Here is a 16,787-nt window from a genome sequence, read left to right as displayed (position 1 = left end):
GGCGGCCCTGCGGGCCGACCTTGACCTGATCTCCGCGCGCCATCCTCACTGCTCCATGGTCGGGACGAAGAGCTGGCGTGCAATCGAACTAAGAGCTGAACAACCGCCTTGACACACCAATTCCCCATGTGAGCAATCCAGAATCTCTCCGCGGAGGCAGTCTGGATTGCTTCGTCGCAAGGGCTCCTCGCAATGACGGAGAATGAGGCAAACCCGTCCTTCTTCCCCGCGAAATCTGCATGGCTTTGCCGCGTTCCCGGCGCTAAAAGACGCCGGTTAAACGGAGCACGTCATGCAAGATCTCTGGCGCCTGTCGGCCGCCGACCTCGCCACCCTCGTCAAATCCAAAAAGGTGTCCGCCCGGGAGGCGGCCAAGGCCGGGCTCGCCCGCCTCGACGCCGTCAACCCCCAGCTCAACGCCGTGATCGACCACCGGCCCGAGGACGTGCTCAAGCAGGCCGACGCCGTCGATACCGCCATTGCCCGGGGCGAGGACCCCGGTGTGCTGGCCGGCGTGCCCGTCACCATCAAAGCAAATGTCGACCAGGAAGGCTTTGCCACCACCAACGGCCTCAAGCTCCAGCGCGACCTGATCGCGCGCGAGGACAATCCGGTGGTCGCCAATTTCCGCAAAGCGGGCGCCATTCTCCTGGGGCGCACCAATTGCCCCGCCTTCTCCTACCGCTGGTTCACCACCAACCTGGTCCATGGCGACACCAAGAACCCCCGTGACGCCTCGCTGACACCGGGCGGCTCGTCGGGCGGCGCCGGCTCGGCGGTCGCGGCGGGTATCGGCCATATCGCCCACGGCACCGACATCGCCGGCTCGATCCGCTATCCCGCCTATGCCTGCGGCGTGCACGGTCTGCGCCCGACCTTGGGCCGTATCCCCGCCTTCAACCCGGCGCTGCCAGAGCGGCCGATCGGGCCGCAGATCATGGCGGTGTCGGGCCCGCTGGCACGCACCGTGAATGACCTCCGCATTTCGCTCGCGGCGATGTCGGCCCGCGATGCGCGCGATCCCTGGTATGTGCCGGCGCCGCTCGATGGCCCGGCCGTGCCGAAGCGCGCCGCGCTCTGCCTCAATCCGGACGGTCTTGCGACCACGCCTGAGGTGAAGGCGGCCGTGACCGACGCCGGCAAGCGCCTCGAGCGGGCGGGGTGGACCGTCGATGTGATCGAGAACACCCCTCCGATGCGCGAAGCCGTCGCATGGCAGCGCAAGCTCTGGCTTGGCGATGGCCACGAGGCGCAGCTGGAAATGGCCGAGCGCGAGGGCGATCCCGGCGCGCTGGCGTGCCTGCGCGGCATCCGCGCCAAGGTCACGCCGATGGATCAGGCCAACTACGCCCAGGCGCTGACCCGCCGCGCCACGCTGACCCGCGACTGGATGCTGTTCTTCGAGAAATACGCCGTCGTGCTGACGCCGGTGTCCGGCGAGCTGCCATTCGCCGATCATCTCGACCGCAAGGACGCCGCCTCCTTCGAGCGCGTCTGGGAAGCGCAGCTGCCGCAGATCGCGATCCCGTTCATGGGATTGCCGGGCCTCGTGGTCTCGACCGGCCTCGTCGGCAAGACGCCGGTCGGTGTGCACATCGTCTCCGGCCGCTATCGCGAGGATCTGTGCCTGCTCGCCGGCGAAGCGATCGAGGCGGGCGGCGTGCCGCCATCGCCGATCGACCCCGTGGGTTAGCGATGGCTGCGATCTACGAGTTCAAGGCCAATTCGCTTGCCGGCGAGGAGGTCGCGCTGCGACAGTTCGAGGGCCAGGTGCTCCTGATCGTCAACACCGCGAGCAAATGCGGCTTCACGCCGCAATATCGGGGCCTCGAGGATCTGCATCGCGATCTCGCGCCGCGCGGCTTCTCGGTGCTGGGCTTTCCCTGCAACCAGTTCGGCGCGCAGGAGCCGGGGCAGGCCGCCGAGATCCAGGCGTTCTGCTCGACCAATTACGACGTCACGTTTCCGCTGTTCGAGAAGATCGACGTCAACGGCGCCCACGCGCATCCCTTGTACGAGTACCTGAAACACCAGCAATCCGGCCTGCTGGGCGCCTCCATCAAATGGAATTTCACCAAATTCCTGGTGGACCGTGCCGGCCACGTGATCGCGCGCTATGCGCCGACCGCGCGGCCGGAAGGATTGCGGCAGAAGATCGAGACCCTGTTATGAGCGAGACAATCATGAGCGACGAATTTCCGGACCGCCTCTCGGTCGACCCCAACAGCCCCTATTACAACGCCGACATCCTGTCGCGCGACGTCGGCATCCGCTTCAAGGGCATCGAGAAGACCAATGTCGAGGAGTACTGCATCAGCGAAGGCTGGGTCCGCGTCACCGCGGGCAATGCCAAGGACCGCTACGGCAATCCGCTGACCATCAAGGTGCATGGTCCGGTCGAGCCGTATTTCCGGGACAAGAAGTAAGCGCGACGCGCTCTCTCCTCGTCAGCGCACTCTCTTTCCTCGTCATTGCGAGGGACGCATTCTCCCTCCTCGTCATTGCGAGGAGCCCTTGCGACGAAGCCATCCAGAGTCTTTCCGCGAGTAGCAGACTGAAAGGCGCTGGCAGAATAGCCTCCGCTGGCGCAACCAACTCCGTCATTGCGAGCGCAGCGAAGCAATCCAGAATCTCTCCGCGTAGGCAGTCTGGATTGCTTCGTCGCAAGAGCTCCTCGCAATGACGGTGGAGAGGGCGGTGTCGGTTACCGGCGGCCCTCGTCTGCGATGCACGGTGGTAGGGAACTGCGCGAGGTGCTGCCACACACTCCGTCATTGCGAGCGCAGCGAAGCAATCCAGAATCTTTCCGCCAAGGCAGTCTGGTGTGCTCCGTCGCATCAGTGCAAATTGCTTCGCAATCTTGTCGCGGGCTCCTCGCAATGACGGTGTGGCGACGTCACTTTTTTTGCTCCTGTCTCAAGCGTCGCTCGCAATTTCCTTCAGGTTGTGATATCGTGAAGGCTCTCGTTGATCGAGCACAATCATGAAGCAGCCGTGCGTCTACATGTTCGCCAATCGTCGTAACGGGACGATCTACACGGGCGTCACCTCGAATCCGCCGCGCCGCGCGTTCGAGCATCGCGAGGGCCTCGTGAAGGGCTTCTCGTCGCAGTACGGCTGCAAGCTCCTCGTCTGGTTCGAGCTGCATGCGACCATGACCGACGCGATTACGCGCGAGAAGCAGATCAAGGGCGGCAGCCGGGCGAAGAAACTTGCGCTGATCGAGAGCGTCAATCCGGGCTGGACCGATTTGTACGAGACGCTGATTTGAGCGTCTTAGGACGGTGAGACCGAGACGCAAGCTATCTCCTCATCCTCCGTCATTGCGAGCGCAGCGAAGCAATCCAGAGTCTCTCCGCAGAGGCGGTCTGGATTGCTTCGTCGCAAGAGCTCCTCGCAATGACGGCGGAGGGAGCTGGGTCGTCTGCTGGTGCCTTCGTCTGCGATGCGCGGTGGTGCCGAATTGCGAGGTGCCGCCACATTCTCCGTCATTGCGAGCGAAGCGAAGCAATCCAGAATCTTTCCGCGGAGGCAGTCTGGATTGCTTCGTCGCAAGAGCTCCTCGCAATGACGGTGGACGGAGCGGTGCAGCCGTAAAGTTTCATTCAGCGCGCGTCGGCTCCTCAAGCCGATCCCAACTCGCAATGAGACGCGAGCGTCTCCGCTACGACAGCCGCATATCCAGCAGCCGCCGCCCCTCACCCTTGAGCAGCTTCTTCACCGCGCCGGACGCCACGACTTCGCCGTCGTTGGCATACGCTTCGTGGTTCTTCTCGATGTCGTCGAGGCGGTAGAGGTAGTTCACCATCACGCCGGCGGATTCGCGCACGCCCTTCGGCGAGAGGTCGCCGAGCCAGTTGATGCGCTCGAGGCGCGCGCCGTTGCCGAGATGGAAGCGGGCGACGGAATCGATCAGCTTCCCCTTCGGCGTGCGCGCCTTCAGGAAGTAATGGGCGGCGAGCGGCTCGATGAAGGCACGCAGTTGCGCAGCCGTCTCGGGGTTCTCGAACCATTTGGGATCGTCGAGGCGCTTCAGGATATCGCGATCCTCGTCCGACAGCGGCAAATCCTTGTCCTGCTTCAGCCACGGCATGAAGCCCGGTACCGGCGACAGCGTCACGAAGGTGTCGAGCTTCGGCGTCTCGCGGCGCAGCTCCTCGACCACCTGCTTGATCAGGAAGCTGCCGAAGGAGATGCCGCCGAGACCACGCTGGGTGTTGGAGATCGAGTAGAACACGGCGGTGCGCGCCTTCTCGATCGGAAGGTGCTGCCGGTCGACGGCCAGCAGCGGCGCGATCGCGCCGGGAATGGTCTCGGTCAGTGCGACCTCGACGAAGATCAATGGCTCGTCGACCATCGCGGGATGGAAGAAGGCGTAGCAGCGGCGATCGACCGGGTCGATGCGGCGGCGCAGATCGTCCCAGTCGGAGATCTCGTGGACGGCTTCATAGCGAATGATCTTTTCGAGGATGTTGGCCGGGGTCGACCAGTCAATCCGGCGCAGCACGAGAAACCCCCTGTTGAACCACGAGGAGAGAAGATGCGAGACGTCGCGGTCGAGCGCGGCGAGATCGGTGTGTCCGTTCATCATGCCGAGCAGGTCGGCGCGCATGGCGACGAGATCGCCGGTGCCGCCCGGCGCGCGGTTGAGACGGCGGATCAGCTCCTGCCGCCGCGGTTCGGAGGCGAAATGCAACGCGCTTGCGTCCTCGTCTGCCGGCTTGGCGCGCCATTTCTCGATTGCCTGTGCCAGCCGTTCCCGGTCCGGGCCGAAGTCGCGCACCAGCGCCTCGAAGAAGGCGCGGCGTCCTGCCGCATCCAACTCCTGGTAGATATCGAGCACTTCACGCGCCATGGCGGTGCCGGAAGCTTCACCCCGGCCCGACAGCAGCGCGTCGCAGAGCTCGATCAGCCCGTCGGCGTCCTGTTTGGTGTCGGCAGAATCGCGGCGCAACAGCGTGCGGCCGCGCTCGGAGATGGTGGCGAGCAGGTCGGAGAAGAAGGCGTTAGCCATCTGGGCCTTTCGAAACCGGGTTTGTGCGGTGCGGAAGCTTACACGGGATTTAGGCGGAAGCCGATCACAATCAAGCAGGCGAATTTGCCAACTTTAGCTGGGCCGTGCGTTTCGAGAAGGCTGTCATGCCCGGCGAGGGCGGAGGCATCAGGCGGCATTTAGGCAGCGAGGGGGCGGCCTCACACGCCGTCATTGCGAGCGCAGCGAAGCAATCCAGACTGCCACCGCGGAAGGATTCTGGATTGCTTCGCTGCGCTCGCAATGACGAGGTTGGGGCTAACTCTTCCCCGCAAACTCCGTCGGCGTCCGCCCCGTCACCTGACGGAACGCGGCCGAGAACGCCGGGACGCTGGCGTAGCCCAGCTGCGTCGCGAGCTGCTTCACCGAGACACTCGCATCCGTCGACAGCCGCTGGATCGCCGCCGCAATCCTCGCGCGCTGGCACCAGCTCTTGAAGCTCAGTTGCGTCTCGCTCGAGAACAGCCGCGACAGCGTGCGCGCGGAGGTTCCGACCTCGCGCGCCAGGGTGTCGATGTCGTGCAAGCCGGTTGGATCGTCGAGCACGATCATCGCGGCGCGCCGGCAGCGCTGCTCGTGCGGCAGCGGCACGAAGGTTGCGGAATCCTCGGCCTGGTGCAATTCCAGCATCACCAGACGCACCAGCAGCTCGGTACGCTCCTCGGTGTTGCGCGCGTCGAACAGCGCGAGGATCGCCTGATTGAGCAGCGGCGACACCCGCACCACGAATTCCCTGGTCAATCCGTCGTAGCGCTTCTCGCGCTTCAGCCAGGCGAGGTCGAAATACAGCGTACGCATCTCGATGTCGGCGAGCACGTCGATGGCATGCTCGAGCCCGGCCGGCACCCAGACCGCGCGATCCGGCGGCACCAGCCAGCGTCCCCCGGGCGTCGTCACCTGCATGGTGCCGCGTGCCGCATAGACCAGCTGCGCCTCGCGGTGCATGTGCGGGTCGAGCCGCAGGCCCTTGGGATAATCGCGCGCGACCAGGTGCACGCCCGCGGTGGAGCGGTGGTTGCCGCGGACCTCCCTGAGGATTGGCGTTTCGACGACACTCATTGGCAGCATCCCGTCATGGCTCCGACATATAACTCATTTCGGAGCAGGAGAGGATTCGCATGAACAGCCCCAGCCGGGTCATCAGTTTCGTCAATGCCGGCCATTTCATCGACCATTATGCGATGCTGATCTTTGCCGCCGCCGTGATCATCATGGGGCCGGCGCTCGGCATGGCCTATTCGGAACTGTTGCCCTACGCGACCCCCGGCTTCATCGCCTTCGGCGCCGGCTCGCTGCTCACCGGCTGGCTAGGGGACCGCTGGAGCCGCCGCCACATGATGCTGATCTTCTTCATCGGCATCGGCCTTGCCATGATCTCGGTCGGCTTCGTGCAGACGCAGGTCGAGCTCGGCGCCGCGCTGCTTGCGATCGGCGTGTTCGCCTCGATCTATCATCCCGTCGGCACCGCGATGATCGTGTCCTATGCCGACAGGCTCGGCCGCGAGATGGGCATCAACGGCGTCTGGGGCAATCTCGGCGTCGCCTCGTCCGCGTTGGTCACCGGCGTGATCGGCCAGTATCTCGGCTGGCGCTTTGCCTTCATCGTCCCCGGCATCGTCACCATCCTGATCGGCATCGCCTTCGCGATGCTGGTCGTGCATGAGGACCGCAAGGGCTCGAAGCAGGCGGCGGCGCAGGCGCGTGTCGCCAAGCAGGATATGTGGCGCGTGGTGCTGTCGCTGCTCATCGTGGTGATCGCGATCTCCACCACCTTCAATGCCGTCACGGTGGCGCTGCCAAAGCTGTTCGCGGAGCGGCTCGCCGATCTCACCAAGAGCCCGGCGCTGCTCGGGGTCATCGCGGCCTGCGTCTATGTGTTCGGCGCGATGACGCAGTACACGATCGGCCGGCTGCTCGACCGCTACTCGCTGAAGACGGTGGCGCTGCCGCTGTCCTTCATGCTGGCGCCGTTCCTGTATCTTGCCGCGAGCCTGTCCAACCTGCCGCTGATCCTGGTGTCGATCGGCATCGTCATGGGCGCCTTCGGGCAGGTCACGGTGAACGACGCCATGGTCGGCAAATACACCAGCGAGGAATGGCGCTCGCGCGCCTACGCCGTGCGCTATTTCATCGGCTTCACCGCGGCGGGTGCGTCCGTTGGCCTGGTTGCCTGGCTCTACGAGCAGGGCGGCTTCGTCACCATGCTGCACGCGTTTGCCGCCCTCTGCCTGCTTGCGATTGCAGCGGCGATCATCCTCCCGCGCGAGATCCGGACGCCGGCGGCGGCGTGAGGTCTCGTGTCCCGGACAAGCTGCAACGCGTGAGCGTTGCGGCGCAGAGCCGGGACCCAGGGGCTACGATTTCCCTTGTCGCATGGGCCCCGGCTCTGCAGCGCACCGCCGAAGTGGCGCTGCGCTGCGTCCGGGGCACGAGCGGGGCGTGAGGCCGGGAGTCTCCCCACTCGTCATTGCGAGCGAAGCGAAGCAATCCAGAATCTTTCCGCGGAAACAGTCTGGATTGCTTCGTCGCAAGCGCTCCTCGCAATGACGGAGAGGGGACGTCGTGCACACCACCCATGATGCCATCATGCCGGTGTTTTGCCCGACGGAGCAAGCGATTTCGGCAAGGCCGAAATTTCTCGGGCCTTTTCAACCTCATATCTACTGTGCATGGGGTTGTTTTCGACTTTCGCCTCTAGCTGACCGTGAATGCCGCGGGAACCCGCTCCACCTCCCGCGGGTTCTATCCCCGTGGCTCCGGCACCTTGCCGGGGCGGGTGAAGGGGGAAGACACCTGCATGCAGTGGAGCCTGCTCCGACCGGTCGGCCTTGTCCCCGCGGCGCTTGTCCTCACGACCATTGCGGCCAGCGCCGAGGGCGGCAAATCGGCCGGTCCGTCCGAATTCCTGCTGGTGGCGCAGATCGTGCTGCTGATCGCGGTGGGGCGCGGCCTCGGCGAGATCATGCAGCGGATCGGCCAGCCCTCGGTGATCGGCGAATTGCTCGCAGGCATTCTGCTCGGGCCGTCGCTGTTCGGCTGGATCTGGCCCGAAGCGCAGCACGCGATCTTCCCTGCGACGCCCGAACAGAAGGCGATGATCGACGGCATCGCCCAGTTCGGCATTTTGCTGCTGCTCCTGCTCACCGGCATAGAGACCGACCTCAAGCTGGTCAGGAAGGTCGGCAGGGCCGCGATCGCGATCTCGATCGCCGGCATCCTCGTGCCCTTCGCCTGCGGCTTTGCGCTCGGTGAGTTCCTGCCCGATGCGCTGTTGCCCAAACCGGAGCAGCGCCTGGTGGCCGCGCTGTTCATGGGCACGGCGCTGTCGATCTCCTCGGTGAAGATCGTCGCGGTGGTCGTGCGCGAGATGAATTTCATGCGCCGCAATGTCGGCCAGATCATCGTCGCGACCGCCGTGATCGACGACACCATCGGCTGGATCATTATCGCCGTCATCTTCAGCCTGGCCTCGCAAGGCACGCTGGATATCGCCTCGGTGGCGAAGGCCGTGCTGGGCACGTTCGCCTTCCTCGCCATCAGCTTCACCATCGGCCGGCGGCTGGTGTTTCAGCTTATCCGCTGGGCCAACGACAACCTCGTCAGCGCCGCGGCGGTCGTCACCGTGATCCTGCTGTTGATGGGCGCGATGGCGCTGATCACCCATGCGATCGGCGTTCACACCGTGCTCGGCGCCTTCGTCGCCGGCATCCTGGTCGGGGAGTCGCCGATCCTGACGCGGCAGATCGACGAGCGCCTGCGCGGGCTGATCTCGAGCTTCTTCATGCCGGTGTTCTTTGGTCTCGCCGGCCTGAGCGCCGACCTCTCGGTGCTGCGCGATCCGAACCTTTTGATGCTCACCGCCCTCCTCGTCGTGATCGCCAGCGTCGGCAAGTTCGGCGGCGCCTTTGTCGGCGGCACATTGGGCGGCCTGCGCACGCGGGAATCGCTGGCGCTCGCGAGCGGCATGAACGCGCGCGGCTCGACCGAAGTGATCATTGCAACCATCGGCCTGTCCATCGGCGTGCTCAGCCAGAACCTGTTCACGATGATCGTGACCATGGCAATCGTGACCACAATGGCGATGCCCCCGATGCTGCGCGCGGCGCTCGCGAAGCTGCCGATGAACCGGGAGGAGCAGGAGCGCCTGGAGCGCGAGGAATTCGAGAAGCGCGGCTTTGTCGCCAACCTCGAACGTCCGCTGCTGGCGGTCGACGAGAGCGTCAACGCCACCTTCGCCTCGCACATCATGGGCCTGATGGCCGGCATGCGCGGCCTGCCCATCACAGTGCTGCATATCGGCACGCACGCCAGGGAGCAGGAGAAGGTCCGCGATGAGGAGGTGAGCCACGAGGCCGTGGTGAGGAAGGCAGCCGTCTCCGCCAATGGTGACGGCGATGCCGGCAGCGTCGATGTCGTCACCCGTGCCAGGCGCGCAGAGCTCGGCGAGACCATCGCCGATGAGGCGCGCAAGGGTTTTGATCTCCTGATCGTCGGGGTCGACAAGGTCACTGCGGCCAACGATCGGTTCGATCGGAAGATCGAGGACATCGCCGCAAGGTTCGACGGACCGCTCGCGATCGTGGCCGCTAGGGGCAAGCACCTGAAGCAGCCGATGCCGGATGCGCTCAACATCCTCGTTCCCGTCTCCGGCAGCGGCGTCGCCAAGCGCGGCGCGGAGGTTGCGGTCGCGCTGACGCAGGCCGGATCGGGCTCGCTGCGCGTGATCTATGTCGCGACGACGCGGGACAAGGGCGCGCAGCGCGGTGCCTCCCGCGGCCTGAGCCAGGAGGCCGGCATCCTCAAGGACGCCGGCGATCTCGCTGCCCGCTACGACGTCGACATCACCACCACGCTGCGTGTGAACCGGGCGCCGGAAGCTGCGATCCTGCGCGAGATCGACACCACCGATGTCGATCTCGTCGTCATGGGCGTCGACCGCATCCAGGCCGATCACCTCTCCTTTGGCGGCGTTGCGGACGCCGTGCTCAGGCAGTCGAAGGTCTCGGTGCTGCTGGTCTCGAGCGGCGAGGCGCGGCAGGCGCCAAGCGAGGCCTAGGACTTCGCCTCCGCGACCGGCTGCGCCTTCGGCGCCTTCTTCGACGCGCGCCAGTTCTCGAACCGCTGCACCACCACGAAGAACGCCGGCACAAACAGCACCGCGAGGCAGGTCGAGGCCAGCATGCCCGAGAACACCGTGATGCCGATCGACTTGCGGGCGCTGGCACCGGCGCCGGTCGCGATCACCAGCGGCACCACGCCGAGGATGAAGGCGAACGACGTCATCAGGATCGGGCGGAAACGGGCGCGCGCCGCCTCGATAGCACTTTCCAGCACCGGCTTGCCGTCGCGCCCGTGCAGCTCGAGCCCGACCTCGACGATCAGGATCGCGTTCTTGGCCGACAGCGCGATCAAGAGGACCAGGCCGATCTGGCAATAGAGGTTGTTATCGATCTTCAAGCCGTTGAGGACCAGCATGGGCCCGATCAGCGACAGCGGCACGGCGAGGATCACCGAGATCGGCGCGTACCAGCTCTCGTACTGGCCGGCGAGCACGAGATAGACCAGCAGCATGGCGAGGCCGAACACCCAGTAGATCTGGTTCGAGACCGCCTTCTCCTGATACGACATCGCAGTCCATTCGAATCCGGTGCCCGGCGGCAGCGTCTTGTCGCCGATCTCCTCCATCAGCTTCAGCGACTGGCCGGACGAATAGCCCTGTGCCGGTAGGCCGACGATGGTCGAGGACGGATAGAGATTGTAGAGGCTGATCAGCGACGGGCCGGTGACCGGCGTGATCGTGGCGACGGTGCCGATCGGGATCATGTCGCCATTCTGGTTGCGCACCTGCATGTTGGCGATGTCGCGCTCGGTGACGCGGAACGCCGGATCGGCCTGGGTGTAGACCTGGAACACGCGGCCGAACTTGTTGAACTGGTTGACGTAGGACGAGCCGAGATAGGTCGACAGCGCCGAGAACACGGCGTCCGTGGTCACGTGCAGCGTCTGGGTCTTGACGCGGTCGATCTCGACGTTGAATTGCGGCACCGCCGAACGAAACGAGGACGAGACGCGCTGCAGCGCGCTCTGGCTCTGGGCGTTCGAGACCATCGCGCCGGTGATGGCCTGCAGCTTGGCGAAATCGCTGTTGCCGTCGCGCAGCTCGACCTGCATCGAGAAGCCGGCGGCGTTGCCGATGCCTTGAATGGGCGGCGGCGGCAGCACTAGCGTGCGCGCCTCCATGATGGTCGCGACCTTGTCGTTCAGGCCGTAGACCAGCGAGCGCAAATCCTCGCCGGGGCCTTTGCGCGCGTCCCAGTCCTTCAGGATGATGTAGGCGACGCCGGCATTGGCAAGGCTCGCGCTGTTGTCGAGCGCGGAGATGCCGGCAATCGTGATCACCTGCTGAACGCCGGGCGTGTCCTTGATCATATCGGCGGCCCTGTCGAGCACCTTCTGGGTTCGCTCCAGCGAGGCGCCGTCGGGCAGCTGAACCGCGGCGATCAGATAGCCCTGGTCCTCGATCGGGAGGAAGCCGGTCGGCACCCGCGACAGGCCGTAGCCGCCGATCCCGATCAGGACCAGTGCGATCGCAACCGAAATCGTACTGTTCCTGCACAGCACGCCAATCAGCCGGATGTAGCCGCGCTCGACGCGGTTATAGACGGCGTTGAAGCCACGGTAGAAGAAGTTGCGCTGCTCCGGCGGCACCGTCGGCCGCAGCCAGAGTGCGCACTGGGTCGGCTTCAGCGTCGCTGCGTTGATGGCGGACAAAAGCGCGGTCGCCGCGATCACCAGCGCGAATTGCGAGTAGATGCGGCCCGTGAGGCCGGCGAGGAACGACGCCGGCAAGAACACCGAGATCAGCACCAGCGTGATGCCGACGATCGGCGCGAACAGCTGGTCCATCGCCTTGATCGCGGCGTCGTGGCCGTTCATGCCCTGCTCGATATTGTGGGCGGCACCTTCCACCACGACGATGGCGTCGTCGACCACGATGCCGATCGCGAGCACGATCGCAAACAGCGTCGACATGTTGATGGTGAAGCCGAGCGCCGCCATCGCGGCGAAGGCGCCGATGATGGTGACAGGCACGGTCGTTGCCGGCACCAGCATCGCGCGCCAGTCTTGCAAAAATACCAGGATCACGACCAGCACCAGCAGGCCGGCCTCGATCAGCGTCATGTAGACCTCGTGCACCGAGGCCTGCACGAACTTGGTGGTGTCGAACGGCGTGTCGTATTTGATGCCTTCCGGGAAGCGCCTGGCGAGCTCCGTCATTTTCTTCTCGACGGCCTGCTCGACCTCGAGCGCGTTGGCGCCGGGCGACTGGAATACGCCGATGCCGACGGCGGGCTGCTTGTTGAGCGAGAAGATCTGGCTATAGGTCTGCGCACCCAGCTCGACCCAGCCGACGTCGCGCACACGCGTGACGTCGCCGCTGGTGCCGGTCTTGACGATGATGTTCTCGAACTGCGTGGTGTCGTCGAGCCTTCCGTTGACGTTGAGCGTGTACTGGAACGCTTGCCCCGGCGGCGTCGGCGGCGCGCCGACCTGGCCGGCCGAGACCTGCTGGCTCTGCTGCTGGATCGCCTGGATCACGTCCTGCGGCACCAATCCGCGCGCTTGCAGCTTGTTTGGATCGAGCCAGATCCGCATCGAATACTGGCCGGCGCCGAACACCGTGACGTTGCCGACGCCGGGCAGTCGCGAGAGCTCGTCGCGTAGGTTGATCGTCGCGTAGTTGCTCAGGTAAAGGCTGTCGAACCGGGAGTCAGGCGAAGTCAGCGTCACGAACAGCAGGATCGAGGTCGATCTCTTTTGGACGGTGACGCCCTGGTTCTGCACGGACGACGGCAGTTGCGACAGCGCGCTGGAAACGCGGTTCTGCACCAGCACCTGCGCGAAGTTGAGGTCGGTGCCGATCTTGAACGTCACCGTCAGCGTATAGGTGCCGTCGGAGCCGCTGTAGGACTGCATGTAGAGCATGTCCTCGACGCCGTTGACCTGCTGCTCGATCGGCAGCGCGACGGTATCGATCACGGTCTTGGCGCTGGCGCCGGGATAGCGCGTCGTCACCTGCACCGTCGGCGGCACCACATCAGGATATTGCGCGATCGCGAGGTTGAACAGCGCGACGCCGCCGATCAGGATCATCAGGAGCGCAATGACGTTGGAGAGGACAGGCCGCTCGATGAAGAATTTTGAGATCATGACCGGCGCCTCATTTGTTCGAGGCCTGTGGCTGCTCGATCTTGGTCATCTGCGGGTCGATCTTCTGGCCCGGGATCACGCGCAGCAGCCCTGCGATCACGACGCGGTCGTCTGGCTTCAGGCCGCTCTCGATCACGCGCAGGCCGTTGTCGACGGCGCCGATCTGCACCTTGCGCTGCTCGACCACATTGTCCTTGTTGGCGACCAGGAGATAGCGCCCGCCCTGGTCGCTGCCGAGCGCGGTGTCGGGGACGAGGAGGGCGTTCTTGTCCTGGTCGAACGGCACGCGGACGCGGACGAAATAGCCGGGCAGCAGCACCCGCTTGTCGTTGGGCACGAGCCCGCGCACGGCAAGCGTGCCGGTTGATGAATTGATGGTCGGCGCGACGTAGTCGAGGTGGCCTTCATGCGGATAGCCGGTCTCGGTCTGGAGGCCGACTTCGATCGGGAATTGCTTGAGGTCGGCGGCGGTCAGTCCGCGGCGCTGAGCCTCTGCCCGGATCCGCAGCACGTCCTGCTCGTTGACGGTGAAATTCACCCAGATCGGGTCCATCGCGACGATGGTGGCGAGCTGGGTCGGGGAGGAGACGCCGACGAGCTCGCCGATCGAGACCATATGCGCGCTGACGATGCCGTCGAACGGCGCGCTCACCTTGGTGTAGCCGTAGTTGACCTCGGCGAGCCTTGTATTGACCTGGGCCTGCTGGAGGCTGGCCTGGGCGTTGTCGCGGGTCGATGTCGAAGTGTCGAGTGTCGCCTGCGAGACCGCCTGGCGCTGCACCAGATCGGCCTGCCGCTTGAAATCGGCTTCGGCCTGCTTGAGCGTGGCCTGCGCGCCGGTCTCGGCAGCTTGCGCCTGTTCGAGCTTGAGCTTGTAGGTCTCGGGCTCGATCGTGAACAGCTGGGTGCCTTGCTTGACGAAGGTGCCGTCCGTGTAGTCGATCGATTGCAGGAAGCCCTGGACGCGCGCCACGAGATCGACGCTCTTGACCGGCGCGGTGTTGCCGGTGGCCTCGACATAGCGCGTCACCGACCGTTGTACGGGTGTGGCGACGTCCACCTTGGGCGGCGGCGGCGCGACGAAGGCGTTCTTGTCCTCGCAGCCGGCGAGCGCAATCACGACCGCCGTGGCGGCCAGGGCCCGCCCGACATGCCTCCATGCGCCACGAGATTGTGCGGAATGGACGGGATACGCTGAGGTCATTCGGTGGCCCCCGATGGCTAGCTGTCGGTGCGGCAGGCTAGCAACAAATGACCGGCCGTGAAACACCATAGCCATGGCAGGCGCAGCCCTTGCACTGCAAACAGCGGCGTGTCTTCGACATTTTGGTCGTGACAAATCGCTTTTCACCGGGCGCACGATCGACCAGAATTGTGTCAAAGGAGCGCGATCGGCGCGAGGCTGGCGGAAAGAAGCGGACAAGAAGAAACGTGAGGAGAACATGACATGTCTACGCCATTCTGGTCAGCCTGCGCCGGCCTCGTCCTCGCAGCGGCGGTCGCCATGCCCGCACTAGCTGATGGCCTGAAGGAGGAGATCGCACCGACCGGCAAGCTGCGGGTCGCGATCGCGATCAGCCCGGCGGGCGGGGCGTTCTGGTCGACCAAGACCGAAGCCGGTTACGCCGGCGTCCCCGTCGATCTCGGCAAGGACATGGCGGCGCAAATCGGCATCCCCGTCGAGTATGTCGTGTACCAGAATTCCGGACAGATCACCGACGCGGCCGGCAAGGGCAGCTGGGACGTCAGCTGGTTGCCGAAAGATCCCGAACGCGAGACCAGGATGATGTTCGGCCCGATCTACGAGGTCGCGGACGCCACCTATATCGTCAAGGCGGGTTCGACCGTCACCAATTTCGCCACGCTCGACCAACCCGGCATCAAGGTCGCGGCAGTCAACGCTACGACCACGATGCGCGGCGCCGTTGTGCATCTGAAGAATGCGAAGGTCACGGGCTATCAGACCTACGATGAGATCTATGGCCTCCTGAAGAGCGGCGAGATCGACGCCTTCGCGCTGTCGCGCGATCAGCTCAACAAGATGGCGCAGAAGATCCCGGGCACGAAGGTGCTGGACGAGACGTTCAAGAAGACGGTGACCGCCGTTGCGGTCCCGCTCGGCCATGGCCAGTCGCTGGCGTTCGTCACCAGGTTCATGACCGAGGCCGTGACCAACGGCACCTTGCGCAAGGCTTATGATAATAACGGGCTGAAGGACACGCCGATCCGCACCGAATAGGTTTATCCTACCGGCCACATTGGATTTCGACTGGGCGCACATGCTTGGACGTTGGATTGCAGCCGCGATGGTGTCGCTGGTCTTGATGATGCAGAGCGCTCAGGCCCAACCGCTGACGGTCGATCCCGAGACCATCGTCCCGTTGCCGCCCCGGTTCGACATGGAGCCGCCGGCCTCCGACGTGCCGCCCGAGATCGCGCACTTCCAGGACGCATGGATCGGGACCTGGCAAGACGACAGGCACATCCTCGTGGTCGAGCGCGTCAGGGCTGACGGGCATGCGGACGTCGTCTTCGCCAGGTCGGACTCGGCCTTCAACGGCATGAATCGCGAATGGTGGCGCGACCAGGCCACGGTCGTGGACGGCGTGCTGACCATGACGGGGTTTCGCATCTTCCGTTATGCCTTTGATGGCCCCGACCGATTGTACATGACGGCCACGCTCAAGAATGGCGTCGTCACCTCCGGAGCGCTGGTCCGCGCCGATCCTGCGCGTCTTGCTGCGGGCGATCGGCCGAACGACTGGCCGTGGCCCGGCGCGCGCGTCCGGATTCCGCATCTTGCGGTTCGCACGCCTGATGGCACGCGGCCGATCACGCTCGAGGGCACTTTCTACCCGCCGTCGGGGCCGGAGCGGGCACCGCTCGCGATCGTCACCCATGGATCCGACGTCGGTCGGAATCAGCTGAGATCCTGGTCGTTCTCGACCGAAGCGCATTGGCTGCGCGACAACGGATTTGCAGTGCTGGTGCTGATGCGCCGCGGACGCGGCAGCTCCGAGGGCATCAACGGTGAAGAGACTTTCGGCCGCGATCACGACGGCAGCCTGACCGACGTCTCGGCCGGTGTCGCTGAAGCCGTCGAGGATATTGAGTCCGCGATCGCCTATGGCCGGACGCTGCCCGGCGTCAAGCCGGGCAAGGTGCTGCTCGCCGGCCAGTCGCGTGATGGCTTCCTCGCCATGCACTATGCCGGCCTCAAGCCCGGCGAGGTCTTGGGCGCGGTGAATTTCAGCGGCGGCTGGTACCCGTATGGACCGGTGACCACGCCGTACTATGCCAATGCGGGCCGCGGCGCAGCCGCCAAGGTCCCGCAGCTCTGGCTCTATGCCGACAACGACCGCCTCTACAAGGAGGATCTTATTCGCGAATATCACGAGGCGTTCGCAGCCGCCGGCGGCAGCGCGCGCTTTGAGATTCTACACGGCGTCCCCGGCGATGGCCATCTGCTGCGGCTTTATCCCGAACGCTGGCGAGCGATCGCCGACAAATTCCTGGCTTCGCTCGATCGCGAGCATTAGTCGCC

12 protein-coding genes are annotated in these 16,787 nt (G+C 65.0%); 8 read left to right on the top strand and 4 right to left on the bottom strand.

The annotated features are described in order from the left end of the window. Positions 1-292 precede the first annotated feature (292 nt). From FXB38_RS30255 to FXB38_RS30240, 4 genes are all read left to right on the top strand, one after another. Entirely contained in the window at positions 293-1,693 is a 1,401-nt protein-coding gene (locus tag FXB38_RS30255; RefSeq protein WP_148754638.1) for an amidase family protein, read from the top strand. Between the two features lie 2 nt (positions 1,694-1,695). Further along, entirely contained in the window at positions 1,696-2,172 is a 477-nt protein-coding gene (locus FXB38_RS30250; protein ID WP_148754637.1) for a glutathione peroxidase, read from the top strand. Continuing rightward, on the top strand, positions 2,169-2,426 hold the full coding sequence (locus FXB38_RS30245; protein ID WP_148754636.1) for a DUF3297 family protein: 258 nt from the start codon (positions 2,169-2,171) through the stop codon (positions 2,424-2,426). The genes FXB38_RS30250 and FXB38_RS30245 overlap by 4 nt, the downstream gene beginning before the upstream one ends. Before the next feature lie 557 nt (positions 2,427-2,983). Further along, entirely contained in the window at positions 2,984-3,271 is a 288-nt protein-coding gene (locus tag FXB38_RS30240; RefSeq protein ID WP_148754635.1) for a GIY-YIG nuclease family protein, read from the top strand. 393 nt (positions 3,272-3,664) lie between these two features. Here FXB38_RS30240 and FXB38_RS30235 read toward each other — a convergent pair whose 3' ends face one another. Then, the gene (locus FXB38_RS30235; RefSeq protein WP_148754634.1) at positions 3,665-5,014 is read right to left on the bottom strand and encodes a malonyl-CoA decarboxylase; all 1,350 of its coding nucleotides are present in this window, start codon (positions 5,012-5,014) and stop codon (positions 3,665-3,667) included. Positions 5,015-5,290: 276 nt separating this feature from the next. Further along, positions 5,291-6,091, bottom strand: coding sequence for an AraC family transcriptional regulator (locus FXB38_RS30225; protein WP_187435247.1), 801 nt, complete (start codon positions 6,089-6,091; stop codon positions 5,291-5,293). 59 nt (positions 6,092-6,150) lie between these two features. Between FXB38_RS30225 and FXB38_RS30220 the strand changes: the two genes are divergently transcribed. Both FXB38_RS30220 and FXB38_RS30215 read left to right on the top strand, forming a co-directional pair. Next, complete coding sequence (locus FXB38_RS30220) at positions 6,151-7,323, top strand: MFS transporter (protein WP_148754631.1); 1,173 nt, start codon at positions 6,151-6,153, stop codon at positions 7,321-7,323. A 506-nt stretch (positions 7,324-7,829) separates the two neighbouring features. Then, a complete protein-coding gene (locus FXB38_RS30215) occupies positions 7,830-10,088 on the top strand; it encodes a cation:proton antiporter domain-containing protein (protein ID WP_148754630.1) in 2,259 nt (752 codons plus the stop codon). Here FXB38_RS30215 and FXB38_RS30210 read toward each other — a convergent pair. Further along, positions 10,085-13,243, bottom strand: coding sequence for an efflux RND transporter permease subunit (locus FXB38_RS30210; RefSeq protein WP_148754629.1), 3,159 nt, complete (start codon positions 13,241-13,243; stop codon positions 10,085-10,087). The genes FXB38_RS30215 and FXB38_RS30210 overlap by 4 nt on opposite strands. Positions 13,244-13,253: 10 nt before the next feature. After that, the gene (locus FXB38_RS30205) at positions 13,254-14,447 is read right to left on the bottom strand and encodes an efflux RND transporter periplasmic adaptor subunit (RefSeq protein WP_187435246.1); all 1,194 of its coding nucleotides are present in this window, start codon (positions 14,445-14,447) and stop codon (positions 13,254-13,256) included. 243 nt (positions 14,448-14,690) lie between these two features. Here FXB38_RS30205 and FXB38_RS30200 point away from each other — a divergent pair, with 243 nt between their 5' ends. Continuing rightward, positions 14,691-15,482: an ABC transporter substrate-binding protein gene (locus tag FXB38_RS30200; protein ID WP_148754628.1), complete on the top strand. Its 792-nt coding sequence runs from the start codon at positions 14,691-14,693 to the stop codon at positions 15,480-15,482. 40 nt (positions 15,483-15,522) lie between these two features. Next, complete coding sequence (locus FXB38_RS30195) at positions 15,523-16,782, top strand: alpha/beta hydrolase family protein (RefSeq protein WP_148754627.1); 1,260 nt, start codon at positions 15,523-15,525, stop codon at positions 16,780-16,782. Positions 16,783-16,787 lie beyond the last annotated feature (5 nt).

Source organism: Bradyrhizobium cytisi (assembly GCF_008123515.1).
Classification (GTDB): Bacteria; Pseudomonadota; Alphaproteobacteria; order Rhizobiales; family Xanthobacteraceae; genus Bradyrhizobium; species Bradyrhizobium cytisi.
Note: the sequence above shows the minus strand (reverse complement) of the source record. Positions and strands in the feature narration are given on the sequence as shown.

Bases quoted from the DNA above. Each gene is read 5' to 3' on its own strand.
- FXB38_RS30195 (WP_148754627.1), top strand. From the start codon at position 15,523: ATGCTTGGACGTTGGATTGCAGCCGCGATGGTGTCGCTGGTCTTGATG.
- FXB38_RS30240 (WP_148754635.1), top strand. From the start codon at position 2,984: ATGAAGCAGCCGTGCGTCTACATGTTCGCCAATCGTCGTAACGGGACG.
- FXB38_RS30210 (WP_148754629.1), bottom strand. From the start codon at position 13,243: ATGATCTCAAAATTCTTCATCGAGCGGCCTGTCCTCTCCAACGTCATT.
- FXB38_RS30215 (WP_148754630.1), top strand. From the start codon at position 7,830: ATGCAGTGGAGCCTGCTCCGACCGGTCGGCCTTGTCCCCGCGGCGCTT.
- FXB38_RS30220 (WP_148754631.1), top strand. From the start codon at position 6,151: ATGAACAGCCCCAGCCGGGTCATCAGTTTCGTCAATGCCGGCCATTTC.
- FXB38_RS30225 (WP_187435247.1), bottom strand. From the start codon at position 6,091: ATGAGTGTCGTCGAAACGCCAATCCTCAGGGAGGTCCGCGGCAACCAC.
- FXB38_RS30245 (WP_148754636.1), top strand. From the start codon at position 2,169: ATGAGCGAGACAATCATGAGCGACGAATTTCCGGACCGCCTCTCGGTC.
- FXB38_RS30200 (WP_148754628.1), top strand. From the start codon at position 14,691: ATGTCTACGCCATTCTGGTCAGCCTGCGCCGGCCTCGTCCTCGCAGCG.
- FXB38_RS30250 (WP_148754637.1), top strand. From the start codon at position 1,696: ATGGCTGCGATCTACGAGTTCAAGGCCAATTCGCTTGCCGGCGAGGAG.
- FXB38_RS30235 (WP_148754634.1), bottom strand. From the start codon at position 5,014: ATGGCTAACGCCTTCTTCTCCGACCTGCTCGCCACCATCTCCGAGCGC.
- FXB38_RS30255 (WP_148754638.1), top strand. From the start codon at position 293: ATGCAAGATCTCTGGCGCCTGTCGGCCGCCGACCTCGCCACCCTCGTC.
- FXB38_RS30205 (WP_187435246.1), bottom strand. From the start codon at position 14,447: ATGACCTCAGCGTATCCCGTCCATTCCGCACAATCTCGTGGCGCATGG.